This window comes from Oceanispirochaeta sp. M1, from assembly GCF_003346715.1.
Classification (GTDB): Bacteria; Spirochaetota; Spirochaetia; order DSM-2461; family DSM-2461; genus Oceanispirochaeta.
Genome location: NZ_QQPQ01000005.1, coordinates 17,189 through 38,684 on the forward strand (window position 1 = coordinate 17,189; position 21,496 = coordinate 38,684).

The 21,496-nt window shown below is 40.9% G+C and carries 14 protein-coding genes; 9 read left to right on the top strand and 5 right to left on the bottom strand.

Annotated elements, in window-relative coordinates; translation table 11 throughout:
* Positions 1-148: 148 nt before the first annotated feature.
* The 5 genes from DV872_RS04330 (at position 149) to DV872_RS04350 (ending at position 6,649) form a co-directional block, all read left to right on the top strand.
* Positions 149-1,441 (top strand): ABC transporter substrate-binding protein, encoded by a 1,293-nt coding sequence (locus DV872_RS04330; RefSeq protein ID WP_114628631.1) that lies wholly within the window; start codon positions 149-151, stop codon positions 1,439-1,441.
* 69 nt (positions 1,442-1,510) lie between these two features.
* Positions 1,511-2,416, top strand: coding sequence for a carbohydrate ABC transporter permease (locus tag DV872_RS04335; protein ID WP_158546826.1), 906 nt, complete (start codon positions 1,511-1,513; stop codon positions 2,414-2,416).
* 10 nt (positions 2,417-2,426) lie between these two features.
* Positions 2,427-3,254, top strand: coding sequence for a carbohydrate ABC transporter permease (locus DV872_RS04340; RefSeq protein WP_114628633.1), 828 nt, complete (start codon positions 2,427-2,429; stop codon positions 3,252-3,254).
* 48 nt (positions 3,255-3,302) lie between these two features.
* Positions 3,303-5,642 (top strand): glycoside hydrolase N-terminal domain-containing protein, encoded by a 2,340-nt coding sequence (locus tag DV872_RS04345; protein WP_114628634.1) that lies wholly within the window; start codon positions 3,303-3,305, stop codon positions 5,640-5,642.
* Entirely contained in the window at positions 5,639-6,649 is a 1,011-nt protein-coding gene (locus DV872_RS04350) for a LacI family DNA-binding transcriptional regulator (RefSeq protein ID WP_114628635.1), read from the top strand. The genes DV872_RS04345 and DV872_RS04350 overlap by 4 nt, the downstream gene beginning before the upstream one ends.
* 31 nt (positions 6,650-6,680) lie before the next feature.
* Here DV872_RS04350 and DV872_RS04355 read toward each other — a convergent pair whose 3' ends face one another.
* Complete coding sequence (locus DV872_RS04355) at positions 6,681-8,555, bottom strand: aldehyde ferredoxin oxidoreductase family protein (protein WP_158546827.1); 1,875 nt, start codon at positions 8,553-8,555, stop codon at positions 6,681-6,683.
* A complete protein-coding gene (locus tag DV872_RS04360; protein ID WP_114628637.1) occupies positions 8,542-8,967 on the bottom strand; it encodes a 4Fe-4S binding protein in 426 nt (141 codons plus the stop codon). The genes DV872_RS04355 and DV872_RS04360 overlap by 14 nt, the downstream gene beginning before the upstream one ends.
* Before the next feature lie 462 nt (positions 8,968-9,429).
* Between DV872_RS04360 and DV872_RS04365 the strand changes: the two genes are divergently transcribed.
* The gene (locus DV872_RS04365; RefSeq protein WP_114628638.1) at positions 9,430-10,728 is read left to right on the top strand and encodes an MFS transporter; all 1,299 of its coding nucleotides are present in this window, start codon (positions 9,430-9,432) and stop codon (positions 10,726-10,728) included.
* A gap of 88 nt (positions 10,729-10,816) precedes the next feature.
* On the opposite strand, the gene DV872_RS04370 is transcribed toward DV872_RS04365, so the two are convergent.
* Positions 10,817-14,296, bottom strand: a complete 3,480-nt coding sequence (locus DV872_RS04370) for a transporter substrate-binding domain-containing protein (RefSeq protein ID WP_147283095.1) — start codon at positions 14,294-14,296, stop codon at positions 10,817-10,819.
* Between the two features lie 209 nt (positions 14,297-14,505).
* Positions 14,506-15,183, bottom strand: a complete 678-nt coding sequence (locus DV872_RS04375) for a hemolysin III family protein (RefSeq protein WP_114628640.1) — start codon at positions 15,181-15,183, stop codon at positions 14,506-14,508.
* Positions 15,184-15,449: 266 nt separating this feature from the next.
* Here DV872_RS04375 and DV872_RS04380 point away from each other — a divergent pair, with 266 nt between their 5' ends.
* Genes DV872_RS04380 through DV872_RS04390 form a run of 3 tightly spaced genes read left to right on the top strand, consistent with a single transcriptional unit; the run spans position 15,450 to position 20,910 of the window.
* Positions 15,450-17,327, top strand: coding sequence for a hypothetical protein (locus tag DV872_RS04380; protein WP_114628641.1), 1,878 nt, complete (start codon positions 15,450-15,452; stop codon positions 17,325-17,327).
* Positions 17,324-19,078, top strand: coding sequence for a hypothetical protein (locus DV872_RS04385; RefSeq protein WP_114628642.1), 1,755 nt, complete (start codon positions 17,324-17,326; stop codon positions 19,076-19,078). Before DV872_RS04380 ends, DV872_RS04385 begins: the two co-directional genes overlap by 4 nt.
* A gap of 2 nt (positions 19,079-19,080) precedes the next feature.
* A complete protein-coding gene (locus DV872_RS04390) occupies positions 19,081-20,910 on the top strand; it encodes an SUMF1/EgtB/PvdO family nonheme iron enzyme (RefSeq protein ID WP_114628643.1) in 1,830 nt (609 codons plus the stop codon).
* A gap of 87 nt (positions 20,911-20,997) precedes the next feature.
* On the opposite strand, the gene DV872_RS04395 is transcribed toward DV872_RS04390, so the two are convergent.
* On the bottom strand, positions 20,998-21,486 hold the full coding sequence (locus DV872_RS04395; RefSeq protein WP_114628644.1) for a flavodoxin family protein: 489 nt from the start codon (positions 21,484-21,486) through the stop codon (positions 20,998-21,000).
* Between the last annotated feature and the right edge of the window lie 10 nt (positions 21,487-21,496).

Genomic DNA, 21,496 nt, shown 5'->3' on the forward strand with positions numbered 1-21,496 from the left:
GTTTAAACACAAAGAAATGAAGACAAAGGACGTCAAAAGCTCAATAATGCCTTAATTTACACAATTACGACCTTTTTTCTTGACAGATATTTAATTCAACAATAACATCCTTAATTGAACATGTTCATTTTCTATTAAGGAGTTATTAATGAAGAAAGTTGTATTATCAGTTTTATGCCTGACTCTGGCCTCTGTTTTATCCTGGTCATCAGGGCAGAATGAAGAAGGACCTGTTGAATTGAATTTCTGGACCTGGCACCCTTCAGCCGAAATTCATCAACCAATCATTGAACAATTTGAAGCAGAAAATGAAGGTGTTACAGTTAATCTGACTGTAATGGAATCCACAGTCTTTCAGGAAAAGTTACCCATAGCTCTGGCCTCTGAAGAGGATCTTGATGTTATTGGTATTCAGGCTGGACTTATGCCCTCTCAGCTCAAAGGTTATATGACGCCTCTGGATGACTATTTTGCATCCGTAGCAGGAAGTGACTGGGAAAAAATATTTAATCCTCTGGATCTCGCAATATCTAAAAATCAGACTGAATCTGATGAACTTCTTTTTATCACCAATGGCCGATATGGTTCAGCAATAGGTCTCTACAATGTTGATATTTTCAATGAATTAGGACTGACAGTTCCAACAACTTATGAAGAGATGAAAGCTGTAGCAGCCGTAATTCAGGAAAAAAGACCTGATATACAGCCGGTTGTCTTCACAGGAGATACATGGTTTCTTGATGAGATGGTTCTGACTATTCTCAGCCAGGAGTCTGATCTTTTCAATGACATAAGATATGCCACAGGCGGTCGATGGGATGATCCCGCCTATGTACAGGCTCTAACAGATTTTAAAAAAATGTTTGATGACGGAGTATTCCAGAATATGAATGATGTCGGATACGGCAGAGCATCCGAACTCTTTGATACAGGTAAAGCAGCGATTTTTTATCAGGGTACATGGGAAGCTCCCAGACTATCCTCAAAATTCAGAAACGACAGGGGTATTGAGCTTAATAATGTGGGTGCCATGCCCATGCCTGTAATGCGAGCAGGTGGTAAAGCTACCCTCCGGGCCTTCCCCGATGGCGGTATGGCAATTCCCGAGTACAGTGAGCATAAATCAGCTGCTGCCAATTTTATATTTTATATGAATGGTGGCGATGGTTTTGACATGATGAATACTGATACCTTCCTTGTTCCCAACAAAGTGAACTCAAAACTACCCGCTGAATTGTTTAATTCTGCTGAAGGAAGAGAGGGATGGGACCTTGTAGTCAAACTGGTTTCGGAATCAACATCACACAGAAATAATATGTCTGCCTTCAGTTCTGTACTGGGCCAGTATATTCAAAAAGTAATCGGCGGTGATTACGGAGATGATATTCAGAGGGCCTGTGAAGAGATACAGAAAGAGTTCGCCACAGGAAAATACGAATAATTAAAACAGAATCTATTGATGGCGAAATACTCTTTCAGGGTATCCGCCATCATCAGGAGAATAACTGCAGTGAGAAGTAAAGAAGTATTAAAAAAAGAAACATCCATGAATGGCAGTAAAACAGCATTTCTATTTCTGTTACCCCTGATGCTGATCCTGGGTGTTTTCCTTATATTCAGTATTCTGTTCATCCTGAAAAACGGATTTTACAAATTGGATTTATCCTTTCGATCTCCCGTATTTGTGGGACTTCAAAATTATAGGATTCTAATCTCTGACTCTCATTTTTTCTTAAGTATTTTAAATAACATAATCTTTGCCAGTGTCGTAGTTCTTTCAGGAATTACACTGGGATTCCTCCTGGCAGTCTTATTGTCATTGAATATTCCTTTCAGTAAAACAATCTTTGCCCTGGTGTTCATCCCCTCTATTTTACCGAGAGCCCTTATAGCAACTGTGTTCAGACAGATGTTTGAACACCATACTGGAAGTGTAAACGGATTCATTTCATTCCTTGGTTTAAGTACCGAAAAACTCATGTGGCTCACCAGTCCCCCGCTTGCATACCTGACTGTTATGGGCCTGTTTGTATATATGATAGGTATCCCTCTTCTCTATTACAATGCCGATCTTGCTTCTATTCCACAGAGTATATTGGAATCAGCCCGTATTGATGGCGCCGGTTTATTTACAATAATGTTCAAAATTATCTATCCACTTGTCTCAAGCAGTCATAAAACAATAATAATTTCATCAGTTCTGGCAAGTTTCAGAATGTTTGAAGTTATCTTCCTCCTTACCCAGAGCGGGCCGGGATTCACGACAGAAATAAGCGGAACCTATATATATAGGTTTACCAGACAGGGTTCTCAGATAGGTTATGTATGTGCTGCATCAACAGTAGTTCTGTTCATCGCACTTCTCATCGCTATTGTACAGACATCCCTGCTTTATAAAAATAAGAAAAAACCATAAGGACTGAAGAATGAGTTCAAATAACGGAATATTAAAAGTAACAGGAATAACAAAACTTCTTGTAAGTATATTTCTTCTCACAATTACAGCTGTCTGGATATTTCCAATGGCTTCAGCCCTCTTCAACTCAATGAAGTTTTTCGGCTTAAAAAATTATGCTTACGTTTTGAGCAGCAAGATGAATGGAATTTACTTTATCCAGGCCCTGCTCAATTCTTTTATTATTGCAGGCATTGCAGTATTTCTGACAACATCTGTTTCCGCCCTTGCAGGATTCTGTTTCTCAAAGATAGATTTCCCTTTCAGAAATGTTCTTTATATTACAACATTGAGTCTTCTCTCTATTCCAGGAGTCACAATCCTGATACCCCTGTTCTTTACACTGAAAAAGATCGGTCTAAATAATACTTTTTTTGCGGTTGCCCTCCCCCAGGTTGCTCTTACACTCCCCTTCGGAGTTCTCTTGATGAGAAATGCCTTTGATGCAATCCATAATGACTATATGGCAGCAGCCTCTATCGACGGTGCGAATATATTTCAGGTCTTCTGGAAAATATACCTTCCCCTAAATGCACCGGCAGCTATTAATCTGGCTATCCTTCAATTTGTATGGTCCTTTCAGGACTTTTTACTTCCCTCTTTCATGTTGTCTAAAAGAAGACTGATGACCGCTACCCAGATGATAAGCAGCTTTAACAGAACCCAGACTATTTCCCCAAAAGACATTGGTGGTTACAACGCAGGAATTGTTTTATTAGCCATCCCGGTCATTATCATTTTCATTATCTTCAGCGGATATATAAAAAGAGGTCTCACTTCAGGCGGTCTGAAAGGATAGTTACGATTTCCCCGAAAATAAAGATTTTTCAAACAAGGAATAACAACAATGAGTAACATGCTATTCAATGCACCTGCAAAATATTGGGAAGAATCAATCCTCCTGGGAAACGGAACGATAGGGATATCAACCTGGGGTGGTTTAGGTCACGAAAAGATTCAGCTGAACCACGATTGTTTCTGGGCTGGAACAGATGATTTCGTTGAGAGTGAACTAAGCAGAGAATCTCTGAAAGCAGTGAGAGAGCTGATTCAGAACAAACAGTTTCTGGAAGCCGAAAAAATCCTCATCGATACAATCACAGGCCCGTTTACATCTCCCTATCAGCCCATGGGGGAGATCAGCTTTAATTATGATGTTTGTGACAAAACAGTAAAAAAAGAATCATACAGACGATCACTGGATCTGGATAATGCAATGTACTCACAGGAATTTTCATGTGGCTCAGGTTCTTTTCAAACTGAAGGGTTTGTAAGCTATCCGGCATCCATAGCTGTATTGAAATTCTCATCTGAGAATAATAGTAAGTATGATGGAAGACTGAAATATGACTCCCCTTATACACAATTTAAACAGACATGCATATTTCAGCAGGAAAATGATTGGCTGAGCTATTCCATAAGAGCACCCTATAAATATGATGGTTTTCTGGGTCAATCAGATCCTCAATTTTCTGATACAAAGGGAATAAAGGGCTTTATCAGAATCAGAATAAAAATGGATGATGGAAAATGTGTTTTCAAGGATGACTGTTTTGAAATTCAGGACTCCACGAGCTTCACAGTTTTTATTCAGACAGATACAGATTGGAATAACAGTGAGAATAATGGGGCAATGGATAAGTTCCTGGATCTTACAAATATTGGTTATCTCAAACTAAAAGAAGAGCATCTCTCTGACTATCATAAGCTTTACTTAAAAGTAGAATTATCACTGGGATCAGATAATGATGAGCACTTTGTTCTTCTGGACAGATTACTTACCAGGGATGGGATTCCGGACAAGGCTTTAGTTGAGCTGTTATTTAATTATGGACGATATCTGCTGATTTCATCTTCACGACCCGGTAGCCAGCCTGCCAATCTCCAGGGAATTTGGAATCCACATATCAACCCACCCTGGTGGTCAAATATGACCCTGAATATCAACACGGAAATGAACTATTGGGGAGCATGCCTTTCCGGACTTTCCGAATGTGCTCTTCCTCTCTATGACTTCATGATGAGGTTAATGGAGAACGGCAGGATTACTGCAGAGAAGAATTATCACTGTGACGGCTGGTGTGCCCATCATCAGTCAGACATCTGGGCGAAAAGCAATACAAGAGGAAAAACTGATATAGAAACAAGTCCTGAGAGTGCACAATATTCTCTCTGGCCTATGAGCGGCTTATGGTTGTCTCTTATGGCATGGGAACAATTTGAATTTACAAATGACTTGGATTTCCTCAATAATAAAGTCCTTCCTTTACTGGAAGGCAGTATACAGTTCCTCAGAGATTTCCTTATAGAGGATGCAGGTAAAAATCTGACAACCAATCCATCGACATCTCCAGAAAACAGATTTCTTTACAAGGAAGAATATCCGGCAGTGAGTCAAGGTTCCACTATGGATTTATCAATCTCTCTGGAAGCCGTTACGGCTTACTTGAAAATGAGTACGATCTGCCCATGCGATGCAAAACTGGTCAGCTGGTGTAAGGATGCACAAAGCAGAATTAAACCCTTCAATATAGGCAGACTGCATCAACTGCAGGAGTGGTCTGGAGACTGGGACAGAGAAGATGATGTGCATCGTCATGTTTCACATCTCTTCAGTCTGTTTCCTGGAAGTATCCTTATGAAACCCGAAATGGCAGATTTTCGGAAAGCTGCAGGCAAATCTCTTGAAATGCGCGGACTGGATGCAACCGGCTGGAGTACAGTCTGGAAAATTGCCTTGATGGCAAGGTTAAATAAAACCGATGGAATCAGAGATCTTTTCGGTAAACTACTCACTCTGGTTAAACCGGGAGACGAAGAGGTATATTTTACAGGAAGCGGAGTCTATCCGAATTTGATGTGTGCACACCCTCCGTTTCAGATAGATGGGAATCTCGGAATAGTGGCTGCTATTTCAGAAATACTGATACAACAGACCGGTGATACTATATCGATCCTGCCATCTCTGCCTGAAGACTGGGAAAATGGCTGCTTTAAGAATGTACACTGCAAGTCAGGAATCAATATCAGTCTTGAATGGGGACAAGGGAAACTTACATATGTTAAGATAAAGGCATCAAAATCAGGAACATTGGAATTATGCTATAAAGAGAAGCAGCAACTCGTACCTTATACTTCGGGTGAAACTCTGACCTTTGACAGCAACTTAATTCAAAAGAGAATATGAGTATTACATTAAGGGATCTATCCAGACATACAGGTGTCTCTCTAGGCACTGTCTCACGGTATATAAATGGTGAAACTGTTCGTGAGAAAACACGAGAGAAGCTCGAAGCCGCAATAAAAGAGCTTGGGTATAAAGAGAATATTGTCACCAAGGCCAAAAGAACGGGCTCTTCAATGACGATTGCTGTGGTGCTGTCAGCTCTAAATGCCGAGTTTGTAATGAAGATTGTTGAGGCTCTGGATAATGAATTGAGTCCTCATATGTTCAGCCTCCTTCTTGTAAACTTTCATGAAGATCCAGCATATCTTAAAAAACGTTTTGAAGAATTGCGGTTCAGAAAAATTGACGGACTGATATTCTTCCCTTCCGGTCTTGAGGGAGATATTGCAAATGAAATTAAGACATTTTTAGATGCAAAAATTCCAGTTGTTGCGATCGATGATTTTGTACACGGACTGGAAACAGATGCTGTTGTTGTAGATAACCGGAATTCAACATTCAGAGCCACTGAATATCTTATTCAACAGGGACATAGAAAAATTGGATTTCTGGCAGGACGAAAAAATTCATTTGTTGCTCAGAATAGATATAAAGGGTGCAGGGAAGCATTTGAGGCCTATGACATTCCATGGGATGAGTCACTGGTCAGATGGGCTGACTTTGAGATGAATAAGGCCCGTAAAATGTTTAATGAACTTATGAAAAGTCCCGATCCTCCAACAGCAGTATTTCCAACCAATTATGATATGACTATTGGGACCCTTCTTTCCATTGTGAATAAGAAGATATCCATTCCTGAAGATCTTTCTCTCTTCGGATATGACCAGTTTTCCGGAACAGAAGCTGTTTCTCCCAAATTATCCCTTGTAGTTCAGCCTGTGGATAAAATAGGAAAGACAGCTGCCGAAATCCTTCTGAAAAGAATCCGGGGGAACTGGGATGACTTCCCCAAAACAGTTGAATTGAATACAAAAATGATTATCAGAGATTCAATAAAGAAAATCTGATCACCGGGAAAAAAACTTTTCCCGGCAGATCTCAGGCATTCATTATTTTCTTAAGATCCTTATCCGAAGGGCCGCCGCTGCCATCGTAGCGCCGAATCTTATAATACTGCTTCACCATTTTATCAATAGGAACAACTGTATTCTTACCCTTGAAAGGGGTCTCTTTTTCTTTGGTAAAACGATCAGGCAGTGTATCGTCAGCAGCGATATGTCCCATCTGCACATTCATCCAGCGTTCGAGTTTGTTGATTCTTTCTCCAGCCTTGATAAATCCCCATTTCCCCATCTTGATACCAGTAATAGACCAGAAGTATTTACTTAAGATACTCCAGTCCATCAAAGCCATGGCAACCTTGGGCATGGTGATTGTGGCAATTTTCAAGAGGAAGGTTGGCAGATACTTGGGGATCGCCGGTTCTGTCATAATTCCGATAACAGAAAACAGACAGACCTGAAGAGAGTTGACTCCGCTGTACATATCTTCCATAAAGGCAACCCAGGATGCTTTCCCCATACTTACATGGGGAGGCATATATCCCAGAAGCTGCTCCAGGACGATCAGATAGGAACCCAGATGGCAGCCTCCCTTATTATGAACAGCATAACCTAAGCCATGTCCCCAGCTTGAACGGGGATCATAGGCGGCGACTTCGATCCCTTTTACCTGAATAGCAAAACCGGAACCGCCGTATTTACGGCTCAGATTACGGGAGCCAAGAGAAAGATCCTCCCCTTCTCCCTTTTTGACAGCAATATCTCTGAGAACTGATTCAATATTATCGAACCTGCCGAATTTCAATTCAGTTTTCCGAAGCCCCTTTTCACCGGCTTCCATAGCCCAGGCTAATGTACCTCCGGCGGAGATGGTATCCATCCCCAGCTCATTCATCACTTCATTCCACTGACCGACCAGATCGGGATCATAATTATCGATATTACTTCCAAACATTCCCATTGTTTCATACTCGGGAATTTGTCTCATCTTACCGTCGGGATAATGTCCTTTGTGGCCGCATAGAACAGAACAATGCCGGCAGGCTGAGTGGCGTGATTTGTATTTCTCAGCCATCAACTCTCCTGAATTTTTCACAACATCCGGATGAGTCCGGTCTCTGAAGTTATGAACAGGAGCAAAACCTTTTTCCATTCCTAGTTTGACATTGATATTTGTACCGTAGAGCCTGTAATCTTCAGTCATCTTATTTCGAAGAATATATTTTTTTGCCTTTTTGACTGTTGCTTCAAAGAGCTCAGGATTCACGGGCTCATAAGAAATTTCTTTACCTCTGGCCACAATTGCTTTGAGATTCTTTGAACCCATAACAGCACCGACTCCACCTCTTCCGGCAAAACGGTGACCCGAGCAGATATTAGCGAAAAGGACCTTATTTTCTCCGGCGGGGCCGATAACCGCAGCACCTTCCTTGGGAGTCAGTTTAAGTGATTCCTGAACCTCATGAGTTCCCTGTCCCCAGAGTGCCTGGGCCGATTCAAAACTTACACCGTCTTTATCAATCCTGAGAATCGTCGGAGCTTCCGCCTGACCCGAAATAATAACCCCGTCCCATCCGGCAGTCTTACAGGCCTCTCCAAAATACCCCCCACAGGAAGAACCCACCATCAGGCCGGTCAATGGGGAACGAGTGAGCACCTCAAAACGTCCTGTACAGGAGGCTCCGGATGTGAGCATGACCCCCATGGAAAAGATAAGCAAATTATCAGGTCCCAGAGGATCAATTGATCCAAGATCTTCTTTGGAAAAACGATCATGATAGATTTTCAGGGCAAGACCTTTCCCACCGATGTAGGCCCCAAGATCTTTCTTACTGACCTCATAGAGAGACCAGCTTTTATCATTCAGATTTATATCCAGATATTTATTAGATGTACCTTTAATTGTCTGCACCGGGGACCTCCATGGTAATGGCATCAAATTGGCAGTTATCAAAACACCAGCCGCAGGAAATACATTTTTCAGGATGGGCCAGAACGGCATAATTTTCCGTCAGGGGAAGATTCTCATCCTTCATGGCAAGGGCATCCACCGGACAGGCTACGACACAGTTTTCACAGGCATAACATTTTTCTGTATTTATTGACGGCTTAAGCCATTCAGCTTTTTTGAGTCTTCTAACAACAGTATTCTGTTCTGTGCGCACAGCTTCCTTGGGACAGACCCGACCGCATGAACCGCAGTCAATACAGAGTACTGGATTGATAATATAAAGTTCTTTCATTTCGCCTGAGATGGCGTTTGTCGGGCAGATCCTTTTACAGGCACCGCATCCAATACAGCCTGAGACAATTTGATGAGCCATGATTCCTCCTGGAATTCAGCAGCATTCTGCTGACAATGATAAGTACAAAAAATATATATTTATTTCTGCACTTCAGGTTCTGCGGTCCTCTCCTGACATTAAAAAGAGAGCATTCGCTCGCATTCATTGTAATAGGAGATTTGGATTCTTACAATGTAATAAAAATCTAATTTTAAAGATCCACTCAAATGAGAGATACAGGCTGGATCATACTGATTGTCGGCTATCCTCTCTCCCTGATCATAAGAGGATTGAGGGCTCTCGCAAAACATCATCTGAATCATTAGATCAAAAATTCGAAGTTCATCAAAATAACCATACATTTTTGATTTATTCGTTTATATAACAAGATTTATACACGTTTTTCGAATAATGATCGATTATTTTATCTATTTTAATTAATTTTGATTGCTTTATTCAGAAACTGGCTACTAGAATAAATCCAATCAAAAAGGAGAATAAATGGAACAGAATAAGGTTTATAAATATCGATGGGTTGTTCTTTTGGCCTATTCACTCATCAATATCACAATTCAGATTCAGTGGCTTACCTTTGCTCCCATTGCCAGGGCTGCAGGATTTTATTACAGGGCTCAACTCATTCCCGGATCTATTCTAAACATTGACCTCCTGTCAATGATCTATATGTTTGTATTTCTTATATTATGCATACCTGCCTCCTATATAATTGATACATACGGGATTAAAACAGGTATCAGCATCGGTGCTTTTCTGGCTGCATTTTCGGCCCTGGGGAAAGGATTTTTTGCCCATAACTTCATACTGGTCCTGATTTTCCAGGCAGGTCTGGCCATAGCACAGCCTTTTATACTGAACTCTGTTACGGCATTGTCGGTTCGCTGGTTTCCTTTGAGAGAGAGGGGAACAGCCGCGGGACTGTCTGCCCTGTCTCAGTATCTTGGAATCATTATCGTCATGATTGTGACTCCCCTTCTTATCACAGTATCTTTTGACAATGCAGGGAATATCAACTCGGTTACGGGAATCAAATCCATGTTGATGATCTATGGTATTCTCACATTTATTGCAGGTGTAGCATCTATTTTACTGATAAAAGAACGTCCCCCGACGGCGCCGTCATCAGAAAGTATGCATCGTCAGAAATTTACTGACGGGCTGAAAAGGATTCTGAAGCTCCGTGATATGCAGATACTTCTCCTTCTCTTTTTTATCGGTCTAGGGCTGTTTAATGCAGTCTCCACGGTCATTGATTCCATATGTGCATCAAAGGGCCTGACCATGGATCAAAGCGGATTGACCGGAGGAATCATGCTCTTCGGTGGAATCATCGGGGCAGTTGTCATGCCTCTTCTGTCCGATAAAATGAGAAAGAGGAAGGTTTTTCTACAGATCTGCATGGTGGGAATGATTCCATCCATAGCGGGTCTTGCTCTATTTACGGCTTTCACTCCTGTCCTGATCAGTTCCTTTTTTCTAGGATACTTTGTAATGAGCGCGGGCCCTCTTGGTTTTCAATATGCCGCCGAAATAAGTACTCCTGCCCCTGAATCCACTTCTCAGGGAATCATTCTCCTGGCCGGTCAGATCTCCGGCTTGATCTTTGTTGCACAGATGAACAGTGAGGCGGGAATGAAATTATGGATGATGATATTTATCGGCCTGTCTGTAGTGGCACTCTTTCTGACAATGATGATCAAAGAATCTCCCATGATCATAACGGAGGCTGAAAAATACAGCGAACAGAAAATTTCACCGGTTCCGACGGAACTGAAGGTTTAAAGAAAAATAATAGCTAAAGCTCCCTCCGTCTTCAGCCGGAGGGAGTCTATTCGGTCTCAAGCACCCTTTATCTACCCAAGATTTTTTCCTATAAAACTCGATTCAATAATGCACTCAGTGATTCTATCGTATAGGGCTTTTGGATCTCACCATTCAGCCCCATATCTCTCATTTCCAGAATATCCTTATTTTCATAAAAACCTGATGCCAGAATGATTTTACATTCAGCATTTATCTCTCTCAATTTTAAAAATGTTTCTTTACCGTTCATACCGGGCATCATGAAATCGAGTAAAACAAGATCAATCTTCTGGCGATTCTCCCTGTACAGATCTATGGCTTCTGATCCGCTGGAAGCCAGAAGAACTTCATAACCTATAGACTTAAGAACATCCCGACCCAAAAATCTATTCATCTCTTCATCATCAACAAAAAGGATAAAACCATTCCCGCTTTCAATTGAGATTTCTTTAACCGGGGTTTCATGTTCCTGAGTAATTGGGAAGAATAATCTGAATATAGTCCCCTTATTCTGGAGACTATCGACCTCAATCATCCCATGATGGTTCACCATAGACCCATATACGGCAGCTAAACCTAAGCCCGCACCCTCGTCCTTATTCTTAGTAGTAAAGAAAGGCTCAAAAATCTTGTCCAGATTCTTCTTTGGAATACCGATTCCTGTATCCGTAATTTCCAATATTATATAATCCCCGGGGGTTATTTCAAATAATGGATTCTGACAATTATCCTCGTTGATAAAACGATTTTCTGTTCGAATAAGCAGATTTCCTCCTGCCGGCATCGCCTGGGATGAATTGATACACAGATTTAGGAGACAATTGTGTAATTCTGTATCATTTCCCAGTATTTTTGAATCTTCAGAGTTCAGTTCTGTTATAATATTGATATTTTTATTCATTGTTTTATTAAGAATCTGAACTACATCCCTTATGGTGATGTGGGCATCCAATGGACTTAACTTCAGATCATTCATCCTGCTGAAGGAGAGTAATCTCGACACTAAATCTTTAGCCCGGTCGGAAGACTGCAGAATGATATCTAAATACTTCAGATTCTTGTCATTCAGCATTTCCGGTTCGCTTTTAATCAACTGAGCAGAACTGACTATACCGCTTAAAACATTATTGAAATCATGGGCGATGCCTCCGGCAAGCTGACCGACCACATCCATTTTACTTTTATGAAACAACTGCTCATGAAGCTTTCTATTTTCATCATTTTTCTTAAGAAGTAACGTAATATCCTGCTTCGAAGCAATGAAGTTGGTTATTTGATTATTTGAGTCTTTAATGGGAGAGATCTGAGCATCCTCCCAGTATGTCTCTCCATTTTTTTTCCTGTTTAAAAATCGTCCTTGCCATTCATTGCCGCTCTTGATAGTAGCCCATAATTCAGAATACACAGAACTATCGGTTTCCCTGCTTTGAAAGATACTGGTCTTCTCTCCTATCAGTTCGTTTTCAGAATATCCGGACATTGTACATGCCTTCTTGTTCACATATTCAATTGTGCCGTCCCAGTCAGTGATGACTATAGAAACAGAACTCTGATCAATCGCCTTGTTCAACTTGATAAGATCCTGATCCTGTCTTTTTTTATCAGTAATGTCAGTAGAGTTTCCAATGATAACAGGCTGATCAAACATCTTATCTTCAATCCTCTCAAGAGATGTGTGCAGCCACCGTTCTTTATGATCCTTATCCAGATATGGAATATCCTGTAATTGTATATTTTTCAAAGATGAATCTGAGAAAAAGGCATCGAGCTCAGAAGGATCAAGAATGTCTTGAAAAATCTGATGATTGTATGGTTTACCGATAAGATCCTCTTTCTGGACTCCCAGGTTTTCAATCATGGTTTCATTGACAGATAAAAAATTTCCCGTTGAGTCCAGGACATATACAAATGACGAGAGATTATTCATGATACCGTTTAATTTCTGCTCACTGAGCTGCAGCTCTTTAGTCCTTGATTGTACTAATTTTTGCAGGGAAAGAAACCAGATGAAAACAATTATGATTATGGAGAGAAATGGTATTATGATAATAAAATTAAAACGGATCATCTCCCAGATGCTCATTATGTTATCAGCTTCATACCTGCCAAGCCACTTGGAATAGATTTCCTGTTGCTGTCCATTGGCCATCAGAACTGACAATCCTTCCTGAAATGGCAACAATAGATTGCTATTCTGCTCCAGGACTCCATAATTATATTCGGGGCTCAGTAAAGAGTGTGTCCCGAAGACAAGATTATTCAGCTCAAATTTCGTTATCCAGTAGTTAGAAGGGATCTGAGCCAACAGAGCACAATCCCCTTCACCCGATGCTAAGCGTAACACAATGGTTTTAATACTATCTTCAGTAATTATGTTTGCATCCACTTTTTCTTCAATCAGGTAGCTATGGGTAACATCCTTTTCAACGACAAAGACATCCAGGCCCTTGAGATCGGCAAGCGAATCGATTGTTTTGGAACCCTCTCTTGTGACTACAACATTACTCACTACAGAATGTGCCTGAGAAAATGAAAATATCTTGTCTCTCTCCTGAGAATAAAAAATACCTTGCAGCAGATCGACATCCCCACTGATCAGTTTACCGTAGGCCTCATTCCAGGGACCCAGCTCAATACGAATATTCAAATCCATAAATTCGGCGATGGCCCTTGTCAGGTCTACAATATAACCTGCGGGATTCCCATCTTCATCAAGATATTCAAAGGGGGGGAAATTGTCATCCCCCCCGATGATCAACAGATCCCCCGACTTTCTCTGGGCTCCATCTGGAGTGAACCACTCTGAACGCAATCGATCAAATGTTCCATTGGAGATTACAATGGCAAGACCTTCATTAAGCTTTTCCAACAACGCCCTGTTTCCCTCGGTGACAGCAAAACAGAATGACTGTTTAAAATCCTGCAGGATCTGTTCATTTACATGCAGATTCTCCAGATTGAGTGAATTGATGATTTGATGTGCCACAAGTTTTTGTAAAATCACGGCATCCACATCACCTCGTGATAGGAGGAGAAGAGCCTCTTCAAAAGTGTCTGTCAGAACAAGATCCACTTCAGTTTCCTGATTAGTAACATACTCCTCTGCATTATCAGCTCTCATCACGGCAACTTTTTTATTTTCCAGGTCCTCAAAGCTATCAGCCGTAACACCTCCGGTTCTAAGGACAATGGTCCCATGCATGGTGAGATAGGGAAAAGTAAAATCATAAAGATCTTCACGCTCGGCCGTCCGTCCCACCAGGGGTAGGATATCTATGTCTCCATTCTCCAAGGCGGATCGGACCTCGGCCCAGGAAGCGATTTTATAATGATGCTCCAGATTCATAAGCTTGAGAACAGAGTTCAACAGTTCTACAGAAAAACCCGAAGCATTGCCCTTTGAATCTACAATGCAATAGGGAGGATAGGAATATTCAGAGCCGACTAAAAGGGATTCGATTTGTACCAGATTGTCCGCATGGACATTGATATTGATGCTGAGACATAGAAGGAGTAGAAAAACACATGTTAAATAAGATTTTTTCAATGAAAATATAACCAAAATGGACTTCCAGTAATTTAAAATTGATTATTGAAAAAGCAGCTTCAGAGTTCTCTCAAATCGAATGGCAGTATTCCTTTTAAACTCTTCTGAAGCCTTCCCTCATTATAGTCTTTCTACATGCATTTGTAATTAAAAAATATTATTTAGCAAAATGACTGTAAAGCAGAATATCTTGAATATACTGCTCCAGATCAGGAAAGCATTGGCAGAACGTAAAGATAGACTCCACCATAAAGGAAGGCACTACCGGCCAATACAAAGAGATGCCATACCGCATGATAATAGGGCATTTTTTTAGATGCATAGAAGATTGTCCCGATAGAATAGGAAAGACCGCCACCCAACAGCCAGAAAACAACCTGAACAGGAAGAACAACTCTGAAGTCTTTTATAAAGAATACAATCATCCATCCCATTGCAAGATAGATAAGGGTATGCAGAACCTGCACCTTACCCCAGAAAACCAATTTGAATACTGTTCCCAGGACGACTACTGACCATACGAGAATCAGCAGCCTGTTTCTCTGCTGTGGTGGTAGAATCATACAGTAGGGTGTATAGGTACCGGCAATTAAAATATAGATATTTACATGATCCAGTATCCGCAGAAAACGCTTCCAGCTGGAGGGCTTTATAAGATGATAGATTGAAGAGGATGTGTACATAAGGATCATTGAAACACCGAAGATCGTAAGGGCCAGAACAGCTCCGGAGGAGACTCCCCGGGACTTCAATAACAGTAGAATCAGCCCTATAAGGGACAGCACTGCACCTAACCCGTGAGTAATGCTGTTTGCCAGCTCCTCTTTCGGAGAATCATGAGAATGGAGAGTAATATGGGCTTCAAGCCAGGCTGAGATAGATGACATTATGGACCTCCGAAAAACCTCATATTAGACCGGATGAGAAAAAACAAACAGTCAGTATTCATTGAATATTGAAATATGATATTAAAACACATAAATCACCATCCCCACCCCACAATCCCATTGACTCATAAATGAACAATTAGAAGTAATCAATTGTTTTTTATCTGTGTTTTGATGTATAATTATAAACTCATGTAGACCAAAGACTACTGAAAGCAAATGAAAAAAGGCTTCAGAAAATTACTGAGGCCGCCAAGGGGAAGTAGATGAGAAAATTAGCAATATCCATTATTGCAGTGCTGATCTTATTAACATCCTGTACCAGCGTACAGCAGAATGAGATTTCCAGCTATTATTCAATGATATACGATATAGGGTTTGATGCATTCAATCCTATAGCAGAGCAGTATATCGAAACAGGTGACAGAGTCCTGATTGTAAATACCGGACAGGGATTTGACGGAACCATAGGAAGATACAGCTTCAAACAGAACAGCGAAGCCGAAGCATTCTCCCTTGATACATATCTGGATGACCGGCCCTTCTTTACCGAGTATTTTGAAAAAGGTCTTGTAAAGTCCGTTCTTCAGAATCAGGGGAGAGGTTTTGAAAGAATGAGCCTGGCGCCTTATATGAAAGGCTATTCAGATTGGCTGATCGAAACAGATTATATTTTTAACACCAGCCCTCTGGACTACAATACCTGGGAAGAACTGAAAGAAGATTTTAATGTAAACAAGGTTCTCACCTATACCATCAACAGAGTAGTTGATAAAGACAACGACTACATAGGTATTCAGATAGGGATGAAACTTCTTGATGTGGATGAGAAAGGACAGATTCTGCATGATTCAATCGAAAATGTAGTATCCCTTGATTTTCCCGATGATAAGATGGAGCTCCTTAACCGCTACTTCCTGGATATTCCTACCGACTCAATTACAGAATTTGAAACAAAGCTGTCTGAAGTCCTCAGTGATGAGGGAATCAATGGTGGTCTTGATGCAGTCATGATGAAGAATGACGATATCCAGACTCTGGGTAACTATCCTGTAACCATCGAAGATTTCATCCTTGAACAGAGCCTGACCAACAGACTCGGTTCAAGTGAATCCATTAATATTCTTGAAAAACTGTCTAAACGCCAGTACAAGAAAAACTGGCAGCTGAGCAATGCCATATTCAACATCAATCCCTTTATGGGTGGTGAGTACAGTGAGTTTGAAGGTTACTACAATACTCAGTACATGCTCTCTTATAAGACACTCTTTGCAGAACAGACTGGTGAGATTAAAGATATTACCATGGATAAGGTCAGTCTTAATAAGAAGATTCTGGGTGTTCACCTTAAACTGATCGATATGAATGATCATGGTAGAATTGTATTAAGCCATTTTCTACCCTTTGCTTCTCAGGGAGACCTTGATGCGAACTTCCTTTACAAGAGCTTCACACGTGTTAATCAGCTGGAAAATATTGTAGCTGCCGTTGATGAACAGAGTGTTATTTCAGATTCTGAAAAAACCGTTGTAATCAATGAAAGAATGGAGATATTCAAACACCATCTCCTGAACAATTACAGCGAGTATGAAGTGATGTTCAATCTGTTCCAGAATCCCAACAATTCAACAATACTCACACAGTATGATAAACTGTATAAACTTCTTGATTTTGATACAGCCAACCAGACCAAGGGTGATATCTACTACATCATGGCTACCCATATCATGAACAGCTGGTTTGAAGAAGGTCTGAATGATCTTCTTGTAAACAACGGCTATTATGTAGTTGATAAACTGGAATCCTTCTATTCCCGTTATCTTATTACAGAAAAATATAAAACCGGAAGCACAAGTACTAATATTTTCCTATCTCCCCTTCTGTTGGAAGACTGGGGATCTAACATCAAAGATGTCTATGATATTGACAAAATAATCTATTACATCCCGATGGAAAAAGCAGTCAGGGACGGTGACTTTGTTACACCTGAAACTGTGGCCAGCTCGACAACTTCAGGAGAAATATCACAGTACTATCCTATTCTCTCCTATGAACTGGAGAGGATGCTCTTTTCAATACTTGATATTCAGACTGGAGATTATCTCTTCAACAGAAACTTTGATCTGGAAGGAGGAAAAAAATGAAACGATTATTATTGATAACATTATTACTAAGTACGTTTATTTTTTCAACATTCGCCAAAGAATACAGCTATCTTGAGCCGCCATCAATTTCCATCATGGACTTTGATGTAAATATGGAGACATCTCAATACGTTATAAACGATGATGTCGTAAGATATGATCAGGATTACTATGGACAGCTTATCAATCAGACCTTGCTGACCATATTAATACAGAAAAACAGTGCCAACGATGTATATATTGCACAGGATAATATTGCTGGATTTCACTCTAATGATAAGAGATTTAATGAAGCCAGGTATTTCCCGACTCTTCTGAAGATCTATGATAAAAAATACGTTGAAACTGCACTGGGCAATAACAACTATACAGTCAATGATCTTTACTCCAGAAATGCAGCTGCCTTTGACTATGCAGACCTGGACTTTGTTGTACTGGGAAATGTCTACAGATCCTCTGATAAAATAATACTTAATGTCAGAGTGCTCAGTACGACAAGAGGAGAAGAGCTTTTCTCATATATCGGTACCATAAACAGTGATATGTCCAACCTTAACAGTGTATGTAATGCTATTGCCGGAAACATCATCACCGATCTTCTTAAAAACTACTGTTCCCAGTTTGTCATCAAAGTACAGGAAAAAGATGAGGACGGAAAAGATGTCAGAGTAGATGCAGATAAGCAGGCCTTTTATTTCTGTCAGTCCAGAGAGGAATATGATAATGAAAACGAAAAGGTCTCCTATAACGATACTTTCAAAAAAGATGTATATACTGACTACTACTACTGGATTCTGCCGGGAGACTATGTTTTCACTGTATACAGTAAAGTGAATCAGACAGTTCACGAAATACCTGTAACTATTGATCCCCGTGAAATCAAATTAGTTGAGATCACAGAAGATCATTTTGAAGTGGAAAAGGGATCTCTCACTGTGACCGGGATTTTCCCCACAGATGGTTACAACTTCAGCATCAAAGAAAAAGTCAAAGATGTAAAATATCTTTGGGAAATCAATCAGAATAATGATGACGCTACCAAAGAGTATAATTTTACATTCATAGATGGTGAAATCGAAGACAACGATGATTTTGACAGCTGGGATATAGAGAAAGAGAACGATGACGAACCCAAAATCAGTTATAATTCATTCACCAATGAAATAAAGATAAGAGATCTTAATATCTCTTCTTATGATGTAATTGTTACTCCTGTAGCTAAATCAATACAGAGAAAAGGTGTTACGGGTATCGTTTATATATCTTCCAGAGAGATTGAAACCAGTGATGAAGTTCTAGCCGACTTGAATACGGAGAAAGATGTAATCATAGATATCAAAGATTTTGGTATTAAAGAGTTTAACCCGGGTGATGCTTTTCAGCAGACAAGGCTGACCTTCCTCTTTGATAAGGCTTTTGATGATAAGACAGTCCATCTCTATGTAACAAATCAAGACGTCGAAGGATATGTTCCAATCAGAAATATTGAAAAACTGATTATTGAGGATGAATATTCTGAGGAAGAATGGGAAGCCCTGTCTGGACAGTCCTTTATGGTAACCATGATCAGAGAAGGGATTGTCTACTTCAGATATATCAGCTTCGAAGAGATTAAAGCGTCCAATGATAAGATAATCATTCTTGACCTTTCAAAGGCATCCGGTTCTGTTGAACTGAGTGCGGATTCATCTGATAAATCCGGCGGTGGTATTGGAGGATTCATGAGCAACCTCTTCAAGGGAGATAAATAGCCATGAAACAGTTTCCGGTGTTTCTATTGTTAATCGTCCTTCTGAGTCCTCTCGCAGGACAGAGTAATCAGTCCAGAGGACTGGGAATCATCAATCAGACGGAGATTAAGAATACCGCCGGAAACAATGGAAAACGCTATGCCATATGTATCGGTATCAACCAGTATGAGCATAGCATCATCCAGAATCTGAACAATGCCAGAAACGATGCTCTGGCATTGGGAAAGATTTTTGAAAGGGAGGGGCAGTTTGATCAGGTCTTTATAATGACCGATGATATTGACCCCCGTAATGATAAACAGAACAACTACCCCCGGCTGAGAAACATCGAAAGCCGTCTAGCCTACCTGAAAGACTTCATCAGGCCGGAAGATCTGGTGGTCGTCTCATTTTCCGGACATGGGATATCCAACGATGAGGGAGAGGGATTTCTGATTGTAGCCGATACGGATATCAATGATGTCTTCAATACAAGCTTTCCTGTAAAAGACCTGGTTAAATGGGTTGATGACCTGAAAGTCGAAAAATCACTTTTTCTCATTGATGCCTGCCGGGAGCAGATCTCCACCAATACAAGCCGGAGCCTTTCTAAAAATACATTGACCTCTCAGCGCTATACCTCCTCTAAACTGGGAGCCATATTCTACTCTACCAAGACAGGATGGCTCAGCTTTGAAGATCAGGAATCAGACTACGGTGTATTTACCCGCTTCCTCCTTGAAGGACTTAAAGGAAAAGCAGATTACCAATATGGTGACAGCGACAGCATAGTCACCTTCAGAGAGCTTTCTGTCTTTGTAGAAGAAGCAGTCAGCAACTACTCCATGACCCTCGGACTGAAACAGAAACCATACACCGACATCCACGGTGAACTGTCCGGAGATATAGCAATCAGCTCCTATTCTGCAAGTATTGATATGCAGACAAGGGCTAATGTGGATGAGTTTCAGGAAGTAAACAAAAATGCCTTCGGCTCTCTGTCTCTCTTCACAAATGTCAGTGGAACTGTTCTTATTGACGGTGCTGATATGGGTGAGATTGATACGGGTGAAACAAAAATTTTCGAAGACATATATGTGGGTATCCATTTTGTCGAAATAAAACACGAATACGGTCGTTACAGAAACGAATTCGGTATTAATGAAGACGAAACCAGTGAATTGGCAAATGTCATTGTGTTGAGTGATCAGGATATAAAAAGAGTCAACGGTATCAATTTCATCTACATAAAAGGCCGCGGCTCTATGGATGGCTTCTGGATGAGTGATACAGAACTGACACTGGGCCAATATGCAGAATTTATAGAGAAGAGTGAATATAAGACTGTAAATGCCTGGAACCAGTACTACAAACCCAATTATGACTACTACCCTGTCCATAATGTCAGTAAGATTGATGCTGTGGAGTTCTGTAAATGGTTCTCAAAGAAATACAGGGTATCCGTAACACTGCCTACCTTAAAGCAGTGGCAGTACGCTGCCGGCGGAAAATACAGCACGACCTATCCCTGGGGTAATTACTGGAATGTAAAAAACTGTCAGAATAAGAATTCCACACAGCCGGGGATTCTCCCCATCATCGGGACACAGGGTCCCATGCAGATTCAGGACTTTCAGAGAGATATAACTCTGGACGGCATCACAAACCTGGCGGGAAATATGAGGGAATGGTGTCTGGATGAATCAGTTAACAGCGAAGGGACAACCATTGCATCCATTGCCGGCGGCAGCTTTAAACTGTCCCGCTCTAAAAACTTCAAGTCCATGTATACCAGCAAAAAACCGGCACACCAGGCGGATGTGGATCTGGGATTCAGACTGATATTGAACTAACACTCATGATAAAACTGATCAGCAGATTCAGTGAATCAGCTGCCCATGGTATCCAGTAAGGTACCGTCTATATCAAAGAGCCGGGTTTTATATTCTTTCATTATGAACAGGAATCAGGCGGACCCATGCGGCGGCTCTCTCTTCCTCACCTTCTCTCAGAGGCCCCTCGGTATCATGCACAAAGAACCCTTCATGCTTCAGGATAAGGAGGGCACCCTTTTTTACAGACCAGGTTTCTATTTTCTCAGCGGCATAGCCCAGAATCCGCACAAGAAGCTCCAGAAATCTGGAGTTTGAATCTTCAATACACATCCTTGTGTCAAAGACAGCCAGCTCTTTCCCCTTCAATCCCTCTCTGGGTAAAGATTTCAACAGCTGCCTGATAGATTTGGTAGGATTAAACGCTCTTGTGGGGGAACCGATAATAATCAAATCCACTTCAGTCAGCTTTGCAGGAGTGACATCATTCACATGAAGAACAGAAGTCTGTCCTTTTTCTTTGAGGGTCTCTCCCATAATTTCAGCTATTTTCTTTGTATTGCCGAAAACAGAATCGTAAATAATCAGAGTATCCATAACAACTCTC